Source organism: Enterobacter cloacae, assembly GCF_013375935.1.
Taxonomy (GTDB): Bacteria; Pseudomonadota; Gammaproteobacteria; order Enterobacterales; family Enterobacteriaceae; genus Enterobacter; species Enterobacter pasteurii.
Window position 1 is genome coordinate 142,688 of record NZ_CP056117.1, and the last position, 18,589, is coordinate 161,276.

Annotated in this window: 12 protein-coding genes and 1 pseudogene; 4 read left to right on the forward strand and 9 right to left on the reverse strand. The window is 59.0% G+C overall.

Annotation, left to right across the window (positions count from 1 at the left end; genetic code table 11):
• Positions 1-61: 61 nt before the first annotated feature.
• Entirely contained in the window at positions 62-1,576 is a 1,515-nt protein-coding gene (gene dgt / locus HWQ14_RS00670; RefSeq protein ID WP_148420136.1) for a dGTPase, read from the reverse strand.
• An 82-nt stretch (positions 1,577-1,658) separates the two neighbouring features.
• Here dgt and mtnN point away from each other — a divergent pair, with 82 nt between their 5' ends.
• The 3 genes from mtnN to HWQ14_RS00685 are packed head-to-tail and all read left to right on the forward strand — an operon-like array spanning position 1,659 to position 3,806.
• Entirely contained in the window at positions 1,659-2,357 is a 699-nt protein-coding gene (gene mtnN, locus HWQ14_RS00675; protein WP_148420135.1) for a 5'-methylthioadenosine/S-adenosylhomocysteine nucleosidase, read from the forward strand.
• Positions 2,350-3,159 carry a vitamin B12 ABC transporter substrate-binding protein BtuF gene (btuF, locus tag HWQ14_RS00680; protein ID WP_176608675.1) on the forward strand — a complete coding sequence of 270 codons (810 nt, stop codon included), beginning with the start codon at positions 2,350-2,352 and terminating at the stop codon, positions 3,157-3,159. Before mtnN ends, btuF begins: the two co-directional genes overlap by 8 nt.
• A 23-nt stretch (positions 3,160-3,182) precedes the next feature.
• Entirely contained in the window at positions 3,183-3,806 is a 624-nt protein-coding gene (locus tag HWQ14_RS00685; protein ID WP_176608676.1) for a TRIC cation channel family protein, read from the forward strand.
• 79 nt (positions 3,807-3,885) lie between these two features.
• On the opposite strand, the gene erpA is transcribed toward HWQ14_RS00685, so the two are convergent.
• Together erpA and clcA are read right to left on the reverse strand one after the other, a co-directional pair.
• Complete coding sequence (gene erpA, locus HWQ14_RS00690) at positions 3,886-4,230, reverse strand: iron-sulfur cluster insertion protein ErpA (RefSeq protein WP_003856230.1); 345 nt, start codon at positions 4,228-4,230, stop codon at positions 3,886-3,888.
• A gap of 85 nt (positions 4,231-4,315) precedes the next feature.
• A pseudogene (gene clcA / locus HWQ14_RS00695) lies at positions 4,316-5,718 on the reverse strand (H(+)/Cl(-) exchange transporter ClcA).
• Positions 5,719-5,895: 177 nt separating this feature from the next.
• Between clcA and hemL the strand changes: the two are divergent.
• On the forward strand, positions 5,896-7,176 hold the full coding sequence (gene hemL, locus HWQ14_RS00700; protein WP_148420131.1) for a glutamate-1-semialdehyde 2,1-aminomutase: 1,281 nt from the start codon (positions 5,896-5,898) through the stop codon (positions 7,174-7,176).
• 81 nt (positions 7,177-7,257) lie between these two features.
• Here the strand turns inward: hemL and fhuB are convergent, their stop codons facing one another.
• The 6 genes from fhuB to hrpB all read right to left on the reverse strand — a co-directional run bounded on the left by fhuB (position 7,258) and on the right by hrpB (position 18,534).
• Positions 7,258-9,237 (reverse strand): Fe(3+)-hydroxamate ABC transporter permease FhuB, encoded by a 1,980-nt coding sequence (gene fhuB / locus HWQ14_RS00705; protein WP_176608677.1) that lies wholly within the window; start codon positions 9,235-9,237, stop codon positions 7,258-7,260.
• Positions 9,234-10,124, reverse strand: a complete 891-nt coding sequence (fhuD, locus tag HWQ14_RS00710) for a Fe(3+)-hydroxamate ABC transporter substrate-binding protein FhuD (protein ID WP_176608678.1) — start codon at positions 10,122-10,124, stop codon at positions 9,234-9,236. The genes fhuB and fhuD overlap by 4 nt, the downstream gene beginning before the upstream one ends.
• Complete coding sequence (gene fhuC / locus HWQ14_RS00715; RefSeq protein ID WP_148420128.1) at positions 10,124-10,921, reverse strand: Fe3+-hydroxamate ABC transporter ATP-binding protein FhuC; 798 nt, start codon at positions 10,919-10,921, stop codon at positions 10,124-10,126. The genes fhuD and fhuC overlap by 1 nt, the downstream gene beginning before the upstream one ends.
• Positions 10,922-10,971: 50 nt before the next feature.
• Positions 10,972-13,182, reverse strand: coding sequence for a ferrichrome porin FhuA (fhuA, locus tag HWQ14_RS00720; protein WP_176608679.1), 2,211 nt, complete (start codon positions 13,180-13,182; stop codon positions 10,972-10,974).
• Positions 13,183-13,419: 237 nt separating this feature from the next.
• The gene (gene mrcB, locus HWQ14_RS00725) at positions 13,420-15,942 is read right to left on the reverse strand and encodes a bifunctional glycosyl transferase/transpeptidase (RefSeq protein WP_176608680.1); all 2,523 of its coding nucleotides are present in this window, start codon (positions 15,940-15,942) and stop codon (positions 13,420-13,422) included.
• A 162-nt stretch (positions 15,943-16,104) separates the two neighbouring features.
• Complete coding sequence (gene hrpB / locus HWQ14_RS00730) at positions 16,105-18,534, reverse strand: ATP-dependent helicase HrpB (RefSeq protein WP_176608681.1); 2,430 nt, start codon at positions 18,532-18,534, stop codon at positions 16,105-16,107.
• Positions 18,535-18,589 lie beyond the last annotated feature (55 nt).

Genomic DNA, 18,589 nt, shown 5'->3' on the forward strand with positions numbered 1-18,589 from the left:
TCCGGGGATAAGTTTATGGAAAAAGTAAAAATTTATTGGCCGTCTTTACAAAACTCACGGCTTATTCCACGGCCATCAGCTTGCGGTATTCATCCCAGGCGTACAAATCCGTCATCCCGCTGATATAGTCCTGGATGAGCCGGCAGCGATAATAATATTCCAGTACCGGCCAGCGGGAAGATTGCCGATCTATTTTACTGATGGCTTCGACGTATGCCAGCCGGTGGCGGGTCGAAAGCTTTTGATAGAGGCGAGACTCAATAGGCAGGCGGCGGACGCGTTCGTTTTCTACCAGCTCGCTGAACTCATCGACCGGGAGCTGGAGTAAAGGAGCATAAATCTCCAGCAGCCCACTGATAACCCGATATCCCTGCAGCTCCAGCTGTTCAACATCCGGATGGCTGAAAACATGGCGAACGGCCACGTGTTTATATAATTCGAGAAGCTGACTAAAACTACTCTCATCTTCCAGCAGGGCGTGATTAAATTCTCCGCTAAATATCATCGGCAAATTATCAATGAAACGCGCGGCTGCATACGGCACCAGTTTATTCAGCGTGTTGACCCGTAAATACATAAAGAACTGATCTTCAGTGCTCCGGCTCAGCGAATTTGAGCGCGATTTATCCCATGCATTCTCGACGACCTGTGCAAACAGAGAACCTTTTTCATGCTCTCCCCAGGCATCACGAAGATGCTGATAAAGCTCCTCGACGCTGAATATTCTTTTTTCCACCGCGTCTTCCAGATCGGCCACGCAATATGAAATGTCGTCAGCGGCTTCCATAATCCACGTCAGCGGGAAACGGCCATTAGGCGTCAGCGACAGTTCTTTACGCAACCGCTCAATATAGGCCTCTTCCGATAAGTAATAGCCCGGCTTTTTCATCAGATAGCTATGGGTGGCGGGCGTCTCCCCCATCCACCATGCGGGACGGGTATATTTGAGAATGCAGCCTACCTGAGCCCAGGTCAGGTTCATGCGCATCAGAGAGTGCACCAGGCGTATGCCCTGCGCGTTACCTTCGAAGTGACACAGATCCTGACGCACCTTGCGGCGCAGATCGTTCAGGCTCTCCTCGCCCTCGCGCAGGCATAAATCGCGTACCGCGCAGCGGTCATCGCTCAGCGGCTGGCTTGCTGCATCGGAAGGGAAAAGGCGCTGTTTAAACCAGTCGTTGATGGCGGCTTCGCCGAAATGGCCGAAGGGAGGATTGCCAATATCGTGCATCAGGCAGGCCATCTCAACGATGCTTTCGAACGGCCCGGTCAGCTCATCCAGCCCGTAGGTTTCCAGCAGGCGCTGCTCTTTGAGGCGGCTGAGGATCTCTTTTGCAATGTAGCGCCCTACCTGCTGCACTTCCATAGAGTGTGTCAGTCGCGTACGCACCGCAGCGTTACGCTCCAGCGGGAACACCTGGGTTTTTTGCTGTAACCGGCGGATGGCGGGCGAGTTGATGATGCGTCCACGATCGCTCTCGAAAATGCGCAGGATCTCATGTTCGCTTTTCTCGCCCTGCGGCGAGCGGAAACGTCGGTGCCAGTTAATTTTGGTGCGAAAATCGATTGGTGCCATGTGCTCCCCCGCGTGAGAATGCGTTTCCCCTTTACCGCATGATAGACTATGCATCTTAACAAGGCACATCGCGAGTAAATCTATGAAAATCGGCATTATTGGTGCAATGGAAGAAGAAGTTACGCTGCTGCGTGACAAAATTGAGAACCGTCAGACCCTCTCCCTCGGTGGCTGTGAGATCTACACCGGTCAGCTGAACGGTGTTGACGTGGCTCTGCTGAAATCAGGCATCGGTAAAGTTGCAGCGGCACTGGGCGCGACCCTGCTGCTTGAGCGCTGCAAGCCTGACGTTATCATTAACACAGGCTCTGCGGGCGGTCTTGCCCCGACGCTGAACGTGGGTGATATCGTTGTTTCCGACGAAGCGCGTTACCACGATGCAGACGTCACCGCCTTCGGCTACGAATATGGTCAGCTTCCGGGCTGCCCGGCCGGGTTTAAAGCGGATGACAAGCTGATTGCCGCCGCTGAAGGCTGCATCAGCGAGCTCAACCTCAATGCGGTGCGTGGCCTGATCGTCAGCGGCGATGCCTTCATCAACGGCTCCGTCGGTCTGGCAAAAATCCGCCATAACTTCCCGCAGGCCGTCGCCGTTGAGATGGAAGCCACGGCCATTGCGCACGTGTGCCACAACTTTGGCGTACCGTTCGTGGTCGTTCGCGCGATTTCTGACGTGGCTGACCAGCAGTCCCACATCAGCTTCGACGAATTCCTGGCCGTTGCAGCCAAACAGTCCACCGTGATGGTGGAATCCCTGGTGCAGAAACTGGCGCGTGGGTAAGCCGTCCTTCAGGGCGCTGGTCGCCCTGCTTCTGCTCGCCCCGGCCTGGCTCACCGCCGCGCCGCGGGTGATCGCCCTCTCCCCCGCCAATACGGAACTGGCGTTTGCCGCCGGGATCACCCCCGTTGGGGTAAGCAGCTTTTCCGATTACCCACCTCAGGCCGCCCATATTGAACAGGTAGCCACCTGGCAGGGAATGAACCTGGAGCGTATCGTGGCGCTCAGGCCCGATCTCGTTCTCGCCTGGCGCGGCGGCAATGCCGAACGGCAGGTGAACCAGCTGTCGTCGCTGGGTATAAAAGTGAAATGGGTGGACGCGGAGAGCATCGAACAGGTGGCGCAAGCCCTGCGCGACCTCGCGCCCTTTAGCCCAACCCCGCAGCAAGCCGAGCGGGCAGCCGGGCAAATGCTCAGTGACTATGCCACGCTGAAAAGCCGGTACGGTACGCAAAAAAAGCAGCGCGTATTTCTGCAATTCGGCACGCAGCCGTTGTTCACAACCGGGAAAGGCTCGATCCAGAATCAGGTGCTTGAGACGTGCGGGGGTGAAAATATCTTTGCCGACAGCCGGGTACCCTGGCCACAGGTCAGCCGGGAGCAGGTTCTGGCACGACAACCGCAGGCCATTGTGGTGGTCGGAAATGCGAGCGAGATTCCTAAAATTAAACAATTCTGGCACCGGCAGCTTAAAATACCGGTGATTGCACTCAACAGCGACTGGTTTGAACGGGCCAGCCCGCGTATTATCCTCGCCGCAAAACAACTCTGTGCCGAACTGGCAGAGGGTCATACAAACAGATAAACACCCCATTCGAGGATTTAACGATGCTCGTGTATTGGCTGGATATTCTTGGCACAGCCGTTTTTGCTATCTCCGGCGTTTTGCTTGCCGGAAAACTACGCATGGATCCTTTTGGCGTTCTGGTGCTCGGCGTCGTCACGGCGGTGGGGGGCGGAACGATCCGCGACATGGCGCTGGCGAACGGCCCGGTATTCTGGGTGAAAGATCCAACGGACCTGGTCGTAGCGATGGTCACCTGTCTGTTAACCATCGTGCTGGTCCGTCAGCCGCGCAGGCTTCCCAAATGGGTGCTGCCGGTGCTGGACGCCGTGGGTCTGGCGGTCTTTGTCGGAATCGGCGTGAATAAAGCCTTTATTGCAGGGATTGGCCCACTGGTGGCGATCTGTATGGGCGTGTTAACCGGCGTGGGCGGCGGGATCATTCGCGATATCCTGGCGCGAGAAGTGCCGATGATCCTGCGAACGGAAATCTACGCGACGGCCTGTATCATCGGGGGGATTGTACACGCTACGGCGTATTACACCTTCGCTATCCCGCTGGAGAACGCGGCAATGCTGGGGATGGTCGTGACGCTGGTAATACGTTTAGCGGCGATACGCTGGCACCTGAAGCTGCCGACCTTTGCGCTGGACGAAAATGGAAGGTAAAAAGCAAAAACGGTAACCGCCAGGTTACCGTTTTTCGTGTCTGCCGGGGTGAGTGCCTCAGCCCGCACCGTCCGCAACGTTAGATGCTGAACGACGATCCACACCCGCAGGTGCTGGTCGCGTTAGGGTTCGTCACCACAAAGCGCGACCCTTCCAGACCTTCGGTGTAATCCACCGAACCGCCGACGAGGTATTGCAGGCTCATCGGGTCAACCACCAGCGCGACGCCCTGTTTCTCGATAGTCATATCACCATCGTTAACCTGGTCGTCAAAGGTAAAACCATACTGGAAGCCGCTGCAGCCGCCGCCGGTAATATAAACACGCAGTTTCAGATCCGGATTGTCCTCGTCGGCAATCAGGGTTTTCACTTTTTTCGCTGCTGCTTCGGTAAATTCCAGCGGCAACGCTACGTCATCACTCATCTTATGCTCCCATGAATACTGCTACTGCTATTGGGTAAAAATCACCCAATTCTTTTTGTCATTATCTAATACCCTGGTAATTCATTCAAGTATTCTGCTTCAGGGCCTGTTCAGCATCCTGTTTCGCCAGGGTACGGGCAAGAATGGTGGAGTATAGCGGTTTTCCACCCAGGAATTGGGCTAATAGTGTCGCGCCGAGGCAGGTAATGATCATTGGCAAAATGAGCTGGTAATTATCGGTCATTTCCAGCACCAGCACGATCCCGGTCAGCGGCGCGCGCAGGGAGGCCGCCAGCAGCGCCCCCATCCCCGCAACGGCAAACGTCCCGGCATCCAGATGATAGGCCGGGAAGCCAACCGCCGCCGCCATCCCAAACGCGGTTCCCAGCAGCGTGCCCAGCGCCAGCATCGGGGCAAAAATCCCTCCCGGCGCGCCGGAGGAGAAGCAGAGCACGGTGGTGATCACCCGCGAGATAAACATAAACAGCAGCAGGCCGACGCTAAAATTGCCCGCTGCCGCAACGGGTATCAGCCCAAATCCGCCGCCTGCCGCGTTCGGTTCGATAAAGCCGAGGATCCCGCACACTCCGCCAAGCAGCCCCCCCCCACCAGCACCCATCGGGTGGTGTTTCCGCCGTGGATGCGCTGAAACATATCCTGCGCACGTAAAATCAGCGTATTGAAAAGCGGGCCGACCACGCCAAAAATCATGCCAAGCACCAGATACAGCCACAGGGTGTTGACCGGCGCGTTGGTCAGCTTACCCACCTCAATCACCGCCCCTTCGCCGTTGAAGATGCGAAAGACGATGCTCGACATAATCACGCCGGTAAACACCGCTTTAATGGAGATAAGGTTGTAGCGGAACTGGGCGCGCATCTCTTCGATAATGAACAGGATCCCCGCCAGCGGCGCATTGAACGCGGCAGACAGCCCGGCCGCCGCCCCCGTCGCCAGCAGCGTATGGCGCGCTTCGGCGCTGCGCATACGGAACAGATCGCCGACCATACGCCCGACGTTACCGCCAAGCTGTACCGTTGGTCCTTCCCGTCCGAGCACCATTCCCGCCCCGAGCGTTCCCATCCCGCCGATAAATTTCACAGGAAGCACGCGCCACCAGCGAACCGGGCGTAGCTCTTCCAGCGCCCCTTCAATTTCCGGGATCCCCGAGCCGCCCGCTTCGGGTGCGAATTTACGTACCAGGAAATAGCCCACCATGGCAAACAGGGCCGAAAGGCCAAAGGCCCACGCCCAGACCAGCCATTCACGATCCGCAAAGCTGGCGACGGTGCCTATGCGCCAGTTGAGCACCGCGTTGACGGCTTTCTCAAACGCGACGCCCACGAGACCGGCCAGCGTGCCCACAACGGCAGCTGCCAGCAGAATGGCTAACGGGGTTTTGTCACGGTTGAGCAGCCGCCGGATGCTGACCCGGCGCTTCGCGCGCGTAAACTGCTGTTGTTCAAAAGACGGAGTGATCTCGTTCATTACCTTTTCTGTTTCGTCATACAAATGGCCGCAGGGATTTTACCAGAGACAGTCCCCTCGTCCCCTGAAAAATACTTAACAATTGTTAAGCCCTTTACGGGGCAAAAATTTTATAACCTCATCCGGATCACTTAGAATAGTCTCCTTAACTTATTTCTACGAACCAGGAACGACGCCATGAGCAAGTCTGAAAACCTCTACAGCGCAGCCCGCGAGCTTATCCCAGGCGGCGTAAACTCACCGGTGCGCGCCTTTACCGGCGTGGGTGGCACCCCGCTGTTTATCGAACGTGCGGATGGCGCGTATCTGTATGATGTGGATGGCAAAGCCTATGTCGACTACGTCGGCTCCTGGGGGCCAATGGTGCTGGGGCATAACCACCCGGCGATCCGCAACGCGGTGATTGAAGCCGCTCAGCGCGGCCTGAGCTTCGGTGCGCCAACCGAGATGGAAGTCAAAATGGCGGAGCTGGTCACCGAGCTGGTGCCGACAATGGACATGGTACGTATGGTGAACTCCGGTACGGAAGCGACCATGAGCGCCATCCGTCTGGCGCGCGGCTTTACCGGCCGTGACAAGATCATCAAGTTCGAAGGCTGTTACCACGGCCACGCCGACTGCCTGCTGGTGAAAGCCGGTTCCGGCGCCCTGACGCTCGGTCAGCCTAACTCTCCGGGCGTGCCGGCTGACTTCGCAAAACATACCCTCACCTGCACCTATAACGATCTGGACACCGTTCGCGCGGCGTTCGAGCAGTATCCGCAGGAGATCGCCTGCATCATCGTCGAACCGGTGGCGGGCAACATGAACTGCATCCCACCGCAGCCGGATTTCCTGCCGGGCCTGCGCGCGCTGTGTGATGAATTCGGCGCGCTGCTGATCATCGACGAAGTGATGACCGGCTTCCGCGTGGCGCTGGCGGGCGCCCAGTCTTATTATGGCGTTGAGCCTGACCTCACCTGTCTGGGCAAAATTATCGGCGGCGGCATGCCTGTCGGGGCGTTTGGTGGCCGTAAGGACGTGATGGACGCGCTGGCGCCAACCGGTCCGGTTTACCAGGCGGGTACGCTCTCCGGTAACCCCATTGCGATGGCGGCGGGCTTTGCCTGTCTGACCGAAGTGGCGCAGCCGGGTATCCACGAAACCCTGACGGACCGGACGACGCAGCTGGCGAACGGCCTTCTGGAAGCCGCAGAAGAGGCGGGTATTCCGCTGGTGGTTAACCACGTCGGCGGTATGTTCGGCATTTTCTTCACCGACGCGAAAGCCGTTACCTGCTATCAGGACGTGGTGAAGTGCGACGTGGAACGCTTCAAACGCTTCTTCCACCTGATGCTGGAAGAAGGCGTATATCTGGCACCGTCAGCGTTTGAAGCGGGCTTTATGTCCGTGGCGCACAGCGAAGAAGATATCAATAACACCATCGACGCAGCGCGTAAGGCATTTGCGAAGCTGTAAAATGTGCGGCTTGATATCCCCTCCCACAGGGAGAGGGAGCAAACGCTAAAACGGCAATCCAAGGATTGCCGTTTACTTTTATTACCGACTCTGCTTTCTCAACAGATAGATAAAGTACGGCGCGCCGATAAAGGTCGACAGCAGGCCCGCCGGGATCTGATACGGGAACAGCACCATCCTTCCGCACCAGTCAGCAAAGACCAGGATCGCCCCGCCCGTCAGGGCAGAAATCGCGATATGCGGCATCGTGCGGCGGAAGCCCATCATGCGTGCGATATGCGGCGCCATCAGGCCAACAAAACTGAGCGGGCCAATGGTCATGGTGGCCGTCGCCGTCAGGCACGCGGCCAGCAGCAGCAGGGCGATACGCGTTGGCGTCAGCGCCAGCCCGACCGCGCGCGCGGTGTCCCCGCCCAGCGGCAGAATGGTCATCCAGCGGCGGCACAGCGGCACTATCACCAGCAGTACGATCATCACGATCCCGGTATGCACCACCTGGCTGCCGGTGGCGTTGTACGTCGAGCCGGAGATCCAGGTCAGGATCTGCGCCATGCGCGGATCGCCGCTCGCCTGCAACATCATCAGCAGCATGGTAAACGCGGTGCTCAGCGCCATCCCGGCCAGCAGCATGCGGTGAGGCGAGAAACCACCGCGCCCGGAGGCGATCAGGATAATCATCAGCGTCGCCGCCGCACCGATACTCCCGGCAGGCATCAGCCAGCCGAAGGCATTCCCCGGCACGAGAAACAGCATCAACACCACGCCAAACGCGGCGCCGGAACTGATGCCCAGGACTTCCGGGCTTGCCATCGGGTTACCGGTCAGACGCTGTATAATACAGCCTGCCACCGCCAGCATCACGCCGGCAATCAGCGCGGAGAAGATCCGCGGCCAGCGCCACTGCATGAGCTCATTCAGCAAATCCCCCGTCGCCCAGTGCCAGCCCGTGGCGTCACGCCCCAGCGAGAGCGCGGCAAACGAAGCGATAGCCAGCACCGCCAGCCCGGCAAGGCTGAACCATATCACCGACTGACGCTCGGCAGAGATCTTATCGCCGGCATCCATCGCCGGGGCGCTGATGCTGCGCAGCCGCGGCAGCAGCCACAGCAGCAGCGGCGCGCCGATCAGGGCCGTCACCGAGCCCGTCGACACTTCCATCCAGACGCGCGCCAGCCAGAGAATGAGCTGATCGGAAAGCCAGAGGATCAGCGCGCCAATCAGCGGCGCCAGCATCAGGCGCGCCAGCAGACGCCGCGCGCCGAGCATTTTTGCCAGCAGCGGCGCAAACAGGCCGATAAATCCGATGATGCCGACGGCGTTAACCAGCAGCGCACTCAGCACAATTGCCAGCGTCAGAGCCGCCAGGCGGGCCAGCGACAGCGCCAGCCCCAGGTTACGCGCCACGCCGTCATCAAGGCCCATCAGCGTCAGCGGGCGCAGCAGCAGTAGCGTAAGCACCACGCCGCCAAACAGCTGAGGCCACAGGCGCTGGACGATGCTCCAGTCGGTCTGGGTGAGCGTTCCGGTACTCCACATAAACATGCTTTGCAGCTGGTCGTGGTGAAACAGCACCAGCAGCTGGTTGATTGCCCCGCAGTAGAGGCTGACGACCAGCCCGGCGAGGATCAGCGTGACCGGCGAAAGGCGTTTACCCCAGGCCACGCCGAAGACCAGCGCACCAACCACGCAGGCGCCTGCCAGCGCGGCAAACTGCGAGGTTAATGCCCCCGGCAGCGTCCAGAGCGTGGTGACGGTGATCCCCAACTGTGCCCCCGTCGCCACGCCAAGCGTGGTTGGCTCCGCCAGCGGGTTACGCAGCACCTGCTGGAACAGCACGCCCACCAGCCCCAGGCCCGCTCCGACCAGCAGAGAGATGCTAAGACGCGGCAACAGGCTGTAGTGGAACAGCATTTGCTGAATATTATCGATATCCGGTGCGGCAACCGCGGCCGCCCACTGCTCGCGCGGTAACGCCGTGGTCAGGTTGAAGCCGGTCAGCGCCAGGGCAGCCAGGAAAATGAGCGCCAGCAGCACCGGGAAGCGGGCAATACGCGTACTCATGCCCTGCCTCCCAGCGTGCGATCCAGCACGCGCGCAAAATGCATCGCCGACAGCGTCGCGCCGTAAAACCATACCGCAGGCGCGCGCAGGAAACGCCGTTCGCGCACGAACGGCATCGCCTGCCAGAGCGGGGTCGCCATCAGGGTTTGCATTTCACGCTCGTTGCCGTGGTCAAAGCACAGAACATCAACGTCACGAAACGCCGCCAGGCGGTCAATGCCCACGGCGGTGCTTCCCCAGAACGTCATCTCGCCTTCCCAGGCATTGTGAATGCCAAAGCTGTCGAGCACTTCCTGGAACAGGCAGTTCTTTCCAAAGACCAGCATATGGCGGGCGCCCAGCAGCGTCACCATCAGCAGCGGACGATCGCCGCGGCCGGCAAAGCGCGGCTTAAGGGAATCAATCAGCGCATCAAATTCATCGAGGTGTTTTTTTGCTTCCGCTTCACGGTTGAGGAAATGCGCCATCTCGTGAATGGAGTTTTTTGCCATGGTCAGCGGCTTTTTACCGTCGCTGAAGGAAAAGCCCCGTCCGGGAGCAATCTTCGCCATGGTCTCTTCCGACGGGCCATACCCCGCAGACCAGAATAAATAAGACGGCTTCATCTGCGTGAGAAGCTCAAGGTTCGGCTCCGTCCGCAGACCGATGTCGATGACGGAGTCCGGCAGTTTGGGCTCATTCACCCACAGGGTGTAGTTAGGGATATCGGCCACGCCGTAGGGCGTGATACCCAGGGCCATCATCAGCTCGACGGGCAACCACTCCAGCGCCACAATGCGGTGCGGATCGATAGCAGCGGCGCGGGACGGAGCCATCTTTAACAGCAGCGGCGAGAGCGCCATGGCCGTCAGCAGGCGACGGCGGCTTATGCGTGTAGACTCCAGCATCAGTAAACGAAGCTCACCGGTGCAGCCCCGGCAGGGTGAGGCAGGATCCCCATAGGTATACCGTAGATATGTTCCAGCGTTTCGCTGCGCATCAGCTCGTCAGGCGTGCCCTGGGCGATCATTTCACCGCCGCGCAGCGCCACCAGATAGTCGCAATAGCGCGCGGCCATATTGATATCATGCAGAACGGCAATCACCGTCAGGCCGCGCTGCTGGCTTAAACGGTGCACCAGCGCCAGCACGTCCACCTGATGGGCAATATCCAGCGCGGAGGTAGGTTCGTCGAGCAGCAGGCAGCGGCTGTCCTGCGCCACCAGCATCGCGATCCACGCGCGCTGACGTTCGCCACCGGACAGGCTATCCACAAGGCGGTGCGCCAGCGGTTTTAACCCGACCAGCGCAATCGCCTCTTCCACTTTCTCTCTGTCAGCAACGCCAAAACGCCCGAGCGCACCGTGCCACGGATAACGTCCAATCGCCACCAGCTCGCGCACCGTCATCCCTTCCGCCTGCGGCAGCTGCTGCGGCAGATAGGCCACCTTGCGGGCAAAGGCCTTACTGCTCCAGCCCGCCAGCGGCTGCTCATCCAGCAGAATTTCGCCCTCGGACGGCGGCTGGTGGCGGCCCAGCATCTTCAGCAGCGTCGATTTACCGGAACCATTGTGCCCGATTAATCCGGTCACTTTACCTGCGGGAAACGTCAAAGAGAGCGGGTGCAGCAGGGTGCGCCCGGGTACGCGAAAGGAGAGATTGTTGAGCGTGAAGGTGGAGTCGGATTGCGTTTTGTTATCCTGCATATCAGCCAACTTAAATAAAAAGGGCACGGCGAACCGTGCCCATTAAGAGATTAGAAGCGGAAGGTCGCCGTGGCGACAACCTGGCGTTCAGCACCCCAGTAGCATGCGTATTCGCTGTAGCAGCTGGAGACGTATTCGCGGTCAAAGATATTGTTTACGTTGACCCCGACTGAAGAGCCCGGCAGGCCGAAACGCGCCAGATCGTATTTCACCGTTGCATCAGCCAGCGCATAGCCTGCGACGTTGAAGGACTGATAGGCCTTAGGCGATCCTGCAGAGTAGTAGGAAACGGTGTCACCAATATAACGTGCGCCCGCCCCGATGGTCAGACCGCTCAGCGCCGTCTCGTGGAAGGTATAATCTGCCCACAGTGACGCCATGTTGCGCGGCACTTCCGCCGGACGACGCCCCTCATACCAGGTATCGTGCGTGTATTCCGCATCAGTGTAGCTGTAGGCCGCCGTCACGTTCACGTTGGCAGAGACGGCCGCTTTCGCTTCCAGTTCAAAACCACGCGAGCGAATCTCGCCGCCCTGCACGCTGAAGCCGCTGGTCGGGTTCGCCGGATCGGCGGTAAGGTTGTTGTTCTTGGTCAGCTGGTATACCGCAGCCGTTACCACAACCGGCAGATCTTTCGGCACATACTTCACGCCCGCTTCATACTGCTTACCGCGCGCCGGATCGAACGGTTTACCGCCCTGGGTGGTTCCGGAAATCGGCTCGAAGGATTCACTGTAGCTGAAGTATGGGGTAATACCGTTATCGAACAGGTAGTTAATACCGCCACGCCAGGTAAATGCCCGATCGTTAATTTCCGCGGTAGTTCCATTTGAACGGTTAAAGGCAGAGGTTTTCGCAAAGTCATAGCGGCCACCCATTGTGAGCACCCACTTATCCCATTCCGCCTGATCCTGTGCGTACAGACCGGTCTGCTCCTGACGATTGAGCATCGCATACGGGAAGTTGACGTTAACGTTCGCATTGCCGTGCTGCGGGTTATTCATACCGATCGGGTCAGCAGTACCGTAGTCGGCATCAATATCATTGCGCATGCGAAGGTAATCAACGCCCGTCAACAGCGTGTGGTCAACCGCACCGGTCGCAAATTTGGACTGAAGCTGGGTATCTACCGTGAACGAGTTGAGATCTTCATCTGAACGCACGTACGCGCGGCTAATCTGAGCCGGGGCAATATAGCCGTTACCGTAGACTGAACGGTAAAGCGTGTTCACTTTGGTGTAACGCAGGTTTTGACGCACGGTGAACGTGTCGTTGAATTCATGCGCGAAACTGTATCCCACCAGTTTCTGACGGCGGGAGAGCTTATTATCTTCATCGCCTTCGTTGAAGTTGGTTGGCAGCTTGTGCGCCTTGCCGGCAGCATCATAGTAAGGCACAACGGTACCTTCACGCGGCAGCCAGCCGTAGTACCCGGCATCCGGATCGCTCTGGAAATTGCTCAGGAAGGTGAAATCGGTTTTATCATCAGGACGCCAGCTGAAGGACGGGGCAACCGCGTAACGGGTAGACTTCACCATGTCCTGCTGCGCGTTCTCGCTGCGTCCAAGCCCGGTCAGACGGTAGGACCACACGCCGTCATCGTCAATCGCGTCGCTGAAATCAAACCCAGTCTGCCAGAGGTTATCCGTCCCCATCTTGAACTGAATTTCCTTCAACGGTTCAGTGGTTGGGCGCTTGCTGACCATACTTACCACACCGCCCGGATGGCTTTTGCCATACAGAACGGACGTCGGGCCGCGCAGCAGTTCAACCCGCTCAAGGAAGTACGGATCCATAGATGCTTCAGAGTAGTTATCGCCCTGAAGCTTCATCCCATCCAGATACTGGTTGGTATTTACGGTGCTGGAGGTGGTGAAACCACGTATCGATACTACATCGTAGGTGGTTGATGAACCACGGGTGGCGAAAACGCCTGGCGTATAAGCCAGCGCCTGTTTAACCGTCCCCGGCTGTTTCACATCCATCTCTTCACGCGTGACAACGGAGATGGACTGCGGGGTTTTCTCGATCGGCGTATCGGTTTTCGTCGCCGTTGCGGTACGTTTTGCCGCAATCGTCGGTGCAGGACCCCAGGCACTTTCCTGTGCAGCCGGTGCGGCAGTCACGGTAATCGTTTCTTCTTTCTTGGGGGTTTCAGCGGCCTGTGCGTAAGCAGACATGCCGGCAACCGCTGTGGCTACGACGGCTGCGATTTTACGCAGCGACGTGTTAATTGGCTGAGCAGTATTGGAAAGCGCCATGATGGATCTCTGATGAAAAAGGTGAATGATAACGTAAACGAGAATTATTATTATGACCGCAGAATAATATGCGAAACGCTGACGGCATAGCAAGCGATATGCGGCCCTACAAGAATTAAGGGTTTAAGAAATAATCAACGGAAAATGGGTCGTTAATAAGGGTTGAAAATGGGGTTAAGGAAATGAGTTGCCGAGGTGAAAAAATACCCCCTTCCCGGGAAGGGGGTATCAGGATGGTTAGTTCCCGCCGAACATATCCTTAATCCAGCCAGCGACGCCGTCGCTGTCCTTCTTCTCTTCCTGCTGCTGCGGCTGTTGTTGCTGCTGCTGCGGTTGAGAGGACTGGTCAAACGGATTGCCGGTCGGCTGCTCTGGCTGACTTTGCTGGCACAGCGCATCCGGATTGGTCGTCCAGACCGGCAGCGAACGCACGCCACCGCCGCAGATAAAGTTACCGGAACTATCCACGCCCATATCGACGATATCTTCCGGCGCGACCAGGTTCAGCGGCACCGGGGACTGGTTTGCCAGATAGCGCTGGTAAATCGACATAGCACCGCTCGCACCGTACAGCCTGGTCGGCTGGTTGTTATCGCGGCCCACCCAGGTGATCACCACTTCACGACCATCGATACCGGCGAACCAGGTATCCACGTTATTGTTGGTGGTACCGGTTTTACCTGCCAGGTGCAGACCCGGATACTTCGCCCCCAGCTGACGGCCGGTACCGCGCTGCACAACCTGCTGCATGGTCCACAGCGTCATATAGGCAGCCTGCGCCGGAACCGCGCGCTCGGCCTGCGGGAAGCTCTGATACAGCACGGAACCATCTTCAGCAATCACCGAGCGCAGCGCAGAGAGCGGCGCGCGGTTACCGCCGCTGGCGATGGTCTGGAACGCCTGCGCCACTTCGATTGGCGTCAGGTTAAGCGCGCCAAGGATCATGGCCGGAACAGGGTGCAGCTGATCTTTCGGCACGCCCAGCTTCTGCCAGGTATCGGTAATCGCCGGCAGACCCAGCGCCATACCGAGGTTAACCGTTGGCACGTTCATCGAGCGGGTTAGCGCGTCCACCAGCATCACCTGACCGCTGAACCGTTTGTCATCGTTCTGCGGAGACCATACCTGGCCGTTAGGCTGGCGCAGAGAGATTGGCGCATCAGCAATCCAGGTGTTCAGGCGATAGAGGTTCGGCTGGCTCAGCGCGGTCAGGTAGGTCGCCGGTTTTGCCAGTGAACCAATCGAACGACGCGCCTGCATTGCACGGTTGTAGCCCGCATACTGCGGCTCGGCACCGCCCACCATCGCGCGAACTTCGCCGGTGTTACGGTCAACCACCACCATCGCGGTTTCCAGATCTTTCAGCTTACGCTGCTTCTTCAGCGCCGGGATCCCTTCAACCGCCGCTTTTTCTGCCGCATCCTGCGCCACGGAATCAAAGGTCGTGAAGATCTTCACACCGGAGAGATCTTTAACTTTATCCCCGAGCTTCGACTGCAGCTCCTGACGCACCATCTGCATAAACGCAGGCTGTGGAGAGATTACCCCACCGCGCGGCTGAACGCCCAGCGGACGCGCGCTCAGCATGTCGTACAGCTCCTGGTCGATGACCTGCTGCTGTTGCAGCAGACGCAGCACCAGATTACGACGCTCCAGCGCCAGTTTCGGGTTACGCCACGGGTTGTAGATCGACGCCCCTTTCACCATGCCTACCAGCAGCGCCTGCTGGTCGAGACTCAGCTCTTCCACCGGACGGCCAAAGTAGTACAGGCTCGCCAGCGGGAAGCCGCGGATCTCGTTATCACCGCTCTGGCCGAGGTACACCTCGTTCATGTACAGCTCGAGGATACGATCCTTGCTGTAGCGCGCATCCATCAGCACGGCCATGTACGCTTCGTTGGCCTTACGCCAGTAAGAACGCTCGCTGGAGAGGAACAGGTTTTTCACCAGCTGCTGGGTCAGGGTACTTGCCCCCTGCACCGTACGCCCCGCGGTCAGGTTCGCCAGTACCGCACGACCAATGGAGTAGAGGCTGATGCCGTCGTGCTCGTAGAAGTGACGATCTTCGGTTGCCAGCAGCGTATCCACCAGCAGGTCCGGGAAGCCGTTACGCGCCACGAACAGGCGCTGTTCGCCGTTTGCGGACGACAGCATGGTAATCAGACGCGGATCGAGACGGAAGAAACCGAACTGGCGGTCGTTATCCATGTTCTCAATGGTTTCAAGGCGATCGCCGTCAAAGGTCAGACGCGCGCGCACCTGCCCCTCTTTGCTGTCCGGGAAGTCGAACGGACGGCGAATCATCTCAATGCTTTTCGCCTGAACGGTAAACTCGCCAGGACGCGTCATTTTCGTGACCTGACGATACTGCGTGGCCTGCAGCAGCTTCACCATCTCGTTCTTGCTGATGGACATCTCTGGCTCAAGGTTAACCATGCGACCATACACTGCCGCAGGCAGCTGCCAGACTTTCCCGTCGATACGGCTGCGGATCTTCTGATCCAGATAAACGCCGTAAATCGCGATCAGAACAACAAAAACAATGAATAGCTTCAGCAGCAGCCAGAACCAGCCGCGCTTCCGGCGAGGCTTGCGCCCTTTGCCCTTCCCTTTACGCGGCATCGGTTCCTCATCCTCATAATCGTCTTCATAGTCATCGTCATATTCCTCATCTCTGAGGCGACGACGGCTCACCTTTTCTTTCGCCGGACGCGTTGGCTTTCCCTTACGTCCTATTGGCTCGCGGTCATTCCCCGCCATGCTTTTTCTCCGCAACATTCAGGCGCAAAGGCCAGATTTTCTTTCCTTTCACAGGTCAATGAAAGAAGAAATCTCTCAAAGTTTGTTTCTCCCTCTCCCTGTGGGAGAGGGCCGGGGTGAGGGCATCAGGCCGCACTTTCCCTTTCAGGCCGCACTCCCCCACTACGAATATTTTTTCGTGCGCCGCGTCGGCGCCGTATTCGCCGGATCGTCCGGCCAGACGTGTTTGGGATATCGCCCCTTCATCTCTTTCTGCACCTCGCGGTAACTTCCCGCCCAGAACGCCCCCAGATCGCGGGTGATCTGCAACGGACGATGCGCAGGCGACAGCAGCTCAAGCACTAACGGCACCCGCCCTTCAGCAATGGACGGCGTGGTGGCCTCGCCAAACATCTCCTGCATGCGCACGGCCAGCGCCGGAGGATTATCCTCATGATAACGAATGGCAATCCGGCTCCCGGTTGGCACAGTGTAATGCCCAGGCAGTTCACTATCCAGACGTTGACGTAACGACCAGTCCAGTAAATTCTGTAACGCTGTCTTAACATCGAGCGCCTTAAGGGCGCGCAGCGAGTGTACGCCGCTCATCTGCGGCAGCAGCCACTGCTCAAGCGTAGCGAGCAGCGCCTCATCGTCAACCGCGGGCCAGGCGTATTCCGGCAGCCACTTCGCCGCGCAGTGCAGACGAATGCGATACTGTTCAGCCTCAGGCGTCCAGTTCAGGACGCTCAGCCCTTTTTCGCGAACGCCGTTCAGCATCGCCTGGTGAAGCTCGTCTTCCGACGGTTTCGCCAGCGGTATCGACCCGAGCGTCAGTTTGCCGATCTGGCTTCGACGAAACGCCTTTAGCGTGCCCTGAGCATCATCCCACTCCACGATGTCCGATTGCTGAAGCAGCTGCGGGCACGCACGCGTCAGGGCGTCGATGTCCACGGCAATCGCCTGCAATATGCGCGCGTCCGGCGAATGGCTACCCTGAAGCAGCAGCGGGGCGATCAGCCACTCGTGACGCGTCAGGGCATCATCGCTGTCGAGCATCGCCCCCATCCCGTTTGCCAGCTGATAGCGCCCATCAAGCCCGCGACGGCGCGCGATCCTGTCCGGGAAGGCCTGTGCCAGCAAGAACGGGATATTTTCGCCAGCAGGCGATCCCCCTTTACTGTTCAGGCGTTTGCACAGCTGCTGCGCCCGCTGCTGCCAGTTTCCCTGATTGCGCGAAAACGCCTGTTCCAGATCGCTGCTGCCACCGCGAGGCGGCTCCTCAAGAATAGCCGCCAGTTTTGCCGCCGTGGCAATTTCATCATCGTCCCGGGCTGCCGTCAGCATCGCCGCCAGGCGGGGATCGTTACCCAGCGCCGCCATTTTCTGACCGCGCGCCGTCAGACGCTCGCCTTCCAGCGCGCCAAGCTGGGTCAGGAGGTTACGCGCGGCGGTGACGTTCACGCCAGGCGGGGGATTAAGCCACGTGAGCTGCTCAGGATCGGGGCAGCCCCACTGCAACAGATCCATCACCAGCCCGGAAAGATCGCTTTGCACTATCTCAGGCGTGCTCTGCGCTGCCGCTCGTTCCGCCTGCTCTGCGCTGGTTAAATGCAGACAAATTCCCGGCTCAAGACGCCCCGCGCGGCCCGCGCGCTGGATCATCGAGGCCTGACTGATGCGCTGCGTCAGCAGCCTGGTCAGCCCGGTACGCGGATCATAACTCGCCACTCTCTCCTGCGTGCTGTCCACCACCAGGCGAATGCCTTCGATGGTCAGGCTGGTTTCAGCGATATTGGTCGCCAGCACCACCTTGCGCTGCCCTGCCGGTGCGGGAAGAATCGCCTTGCGCTGCTCGGCCAACGGCAGCGCGCCGTACAGCGGGCACAGCATAACGTCGCGGCTCACCCGGGATGCAAGCTGCTCCTGCACGCGCTGGATTTCGCCCACGCCGGGTAAAAAGAGCAACAGCGAGCCGGGTTCATGACGGAGCAATTCGGCGGTGGCGATGGCCACGGCTTCGTCAAAACGCTGATGGGCAGCAAGCGGCTGATAGCGGCGCTCAACCGGGAATGCACGCCCTTCGGAGGCAATCATCGGCGCGTCAGGGAGCGTCTGCCGCAGCCGCTCGTTATCCAGCGTCGCCGACATAATGAGCAGCCGCAGGTCATCGCGCAGCCCCTGCTGAACGTCGAGCAGCAGCGCAAGGGCGAGATCCGCCTGCAGGCTGCGCTCGTGAAATTCATCGAGGATCACCAGCCCGACGCCGGACAGTTCCGGATCGTTTTGCAGCATGCGGGTGAGAATGCCTTCGGTTACCACCTCAAGCCGCGTGGACGCGCCGGTGCAGGTTTCAGCGCGCATGCGGTAGCCCACCGTCTCGCCCGGTTTTTCATTCAGCAGTTCCGCCAGGCGCTGCGCCACGTTGCGCGCGGCCAGCCTGCGCGGCTCCAGCAGAATTATTTTCCCGCGGATTTTCCCCTCGCGCAGAATTTGCAGGGGCAGCCAGGTAGATTTACCCGCTCCCGTGGGCGCACTGAGCAAAACCTGCGGCGCATGTTCTAAGGCTGCGAGAAGCTCAGGAAGGACGACGGCGACGGGCAAAGAAGACACTTACGGCTCCAGAGGGTTAACTTTATTCGGCGTACATTGTAGCATCGGCGCATAT

Coding starts and splice junctions, on each gene's coding strand:
- dgt (WP_148420136.1), bottom strand. CDS start 1,576: ATGGCACCAATCGATTTTCGCACCAAAATTAACTGGCACCGACGTTTC.
- mtnN (WP_148420135.1), top strand. CDS start 1,659: ATGAAAATCGGCATTATTGGTGCAATGGAAGAAGAAGTTACGCTGCTG.
- HWQ14_RS00685 (WP_176608676.1), top strand. CDS start 3,183: ATGCTCGTGTATTGGCTGGATATTCTTGGCACAGCCGTTTTTGCTATC.
- erpA (WP_003856230.1), bottom strand. CDS start 4,230: ATGAGTGATGACGTAGCGTTGCCGCTGGAATTTACCGAAGCAGCAGCG.
- hemL (WP_148420131.1), top strand. CDS start 5,896: ATGAGCAAGTCTGAAAACCTCTACAGCGCAGCCCGCGAGCTTATCCCA.
- fhuB (WP_176608677.1), bottom strand. CDS start 9,237: ATGAGTACGCGTATTGCCCGCTTCCCGGTGCTGCTGGCGCTCATTTTC.
- fhuD (WP_176608678.1), bottom strand. CDS start 10,124: ATGCTGGAGTCTACACGCATAAGCCGCCGTCGCCTGCTGACGGCCATG.
- fhuC (WP_148420128.1), bottom strand. CDS start 10,921: ATGCAGGATAACAAAACGCAATCCGACTCCACCTTCACGCTCAACAAT.
- fhuA (WP_176608679.1), bottom strand. CDS start 13,182: ATGGCGCTTTCCAATACTGCTCAGCCAATTAACACGTCGCTGCGTAAA.
- mrcB (WP_176608680.1), bottom strand. CDS start 15,942: ATGGCGGGGAATGACCGCGAGCCAATAGGACGTAAGGGAAAGCCAACG.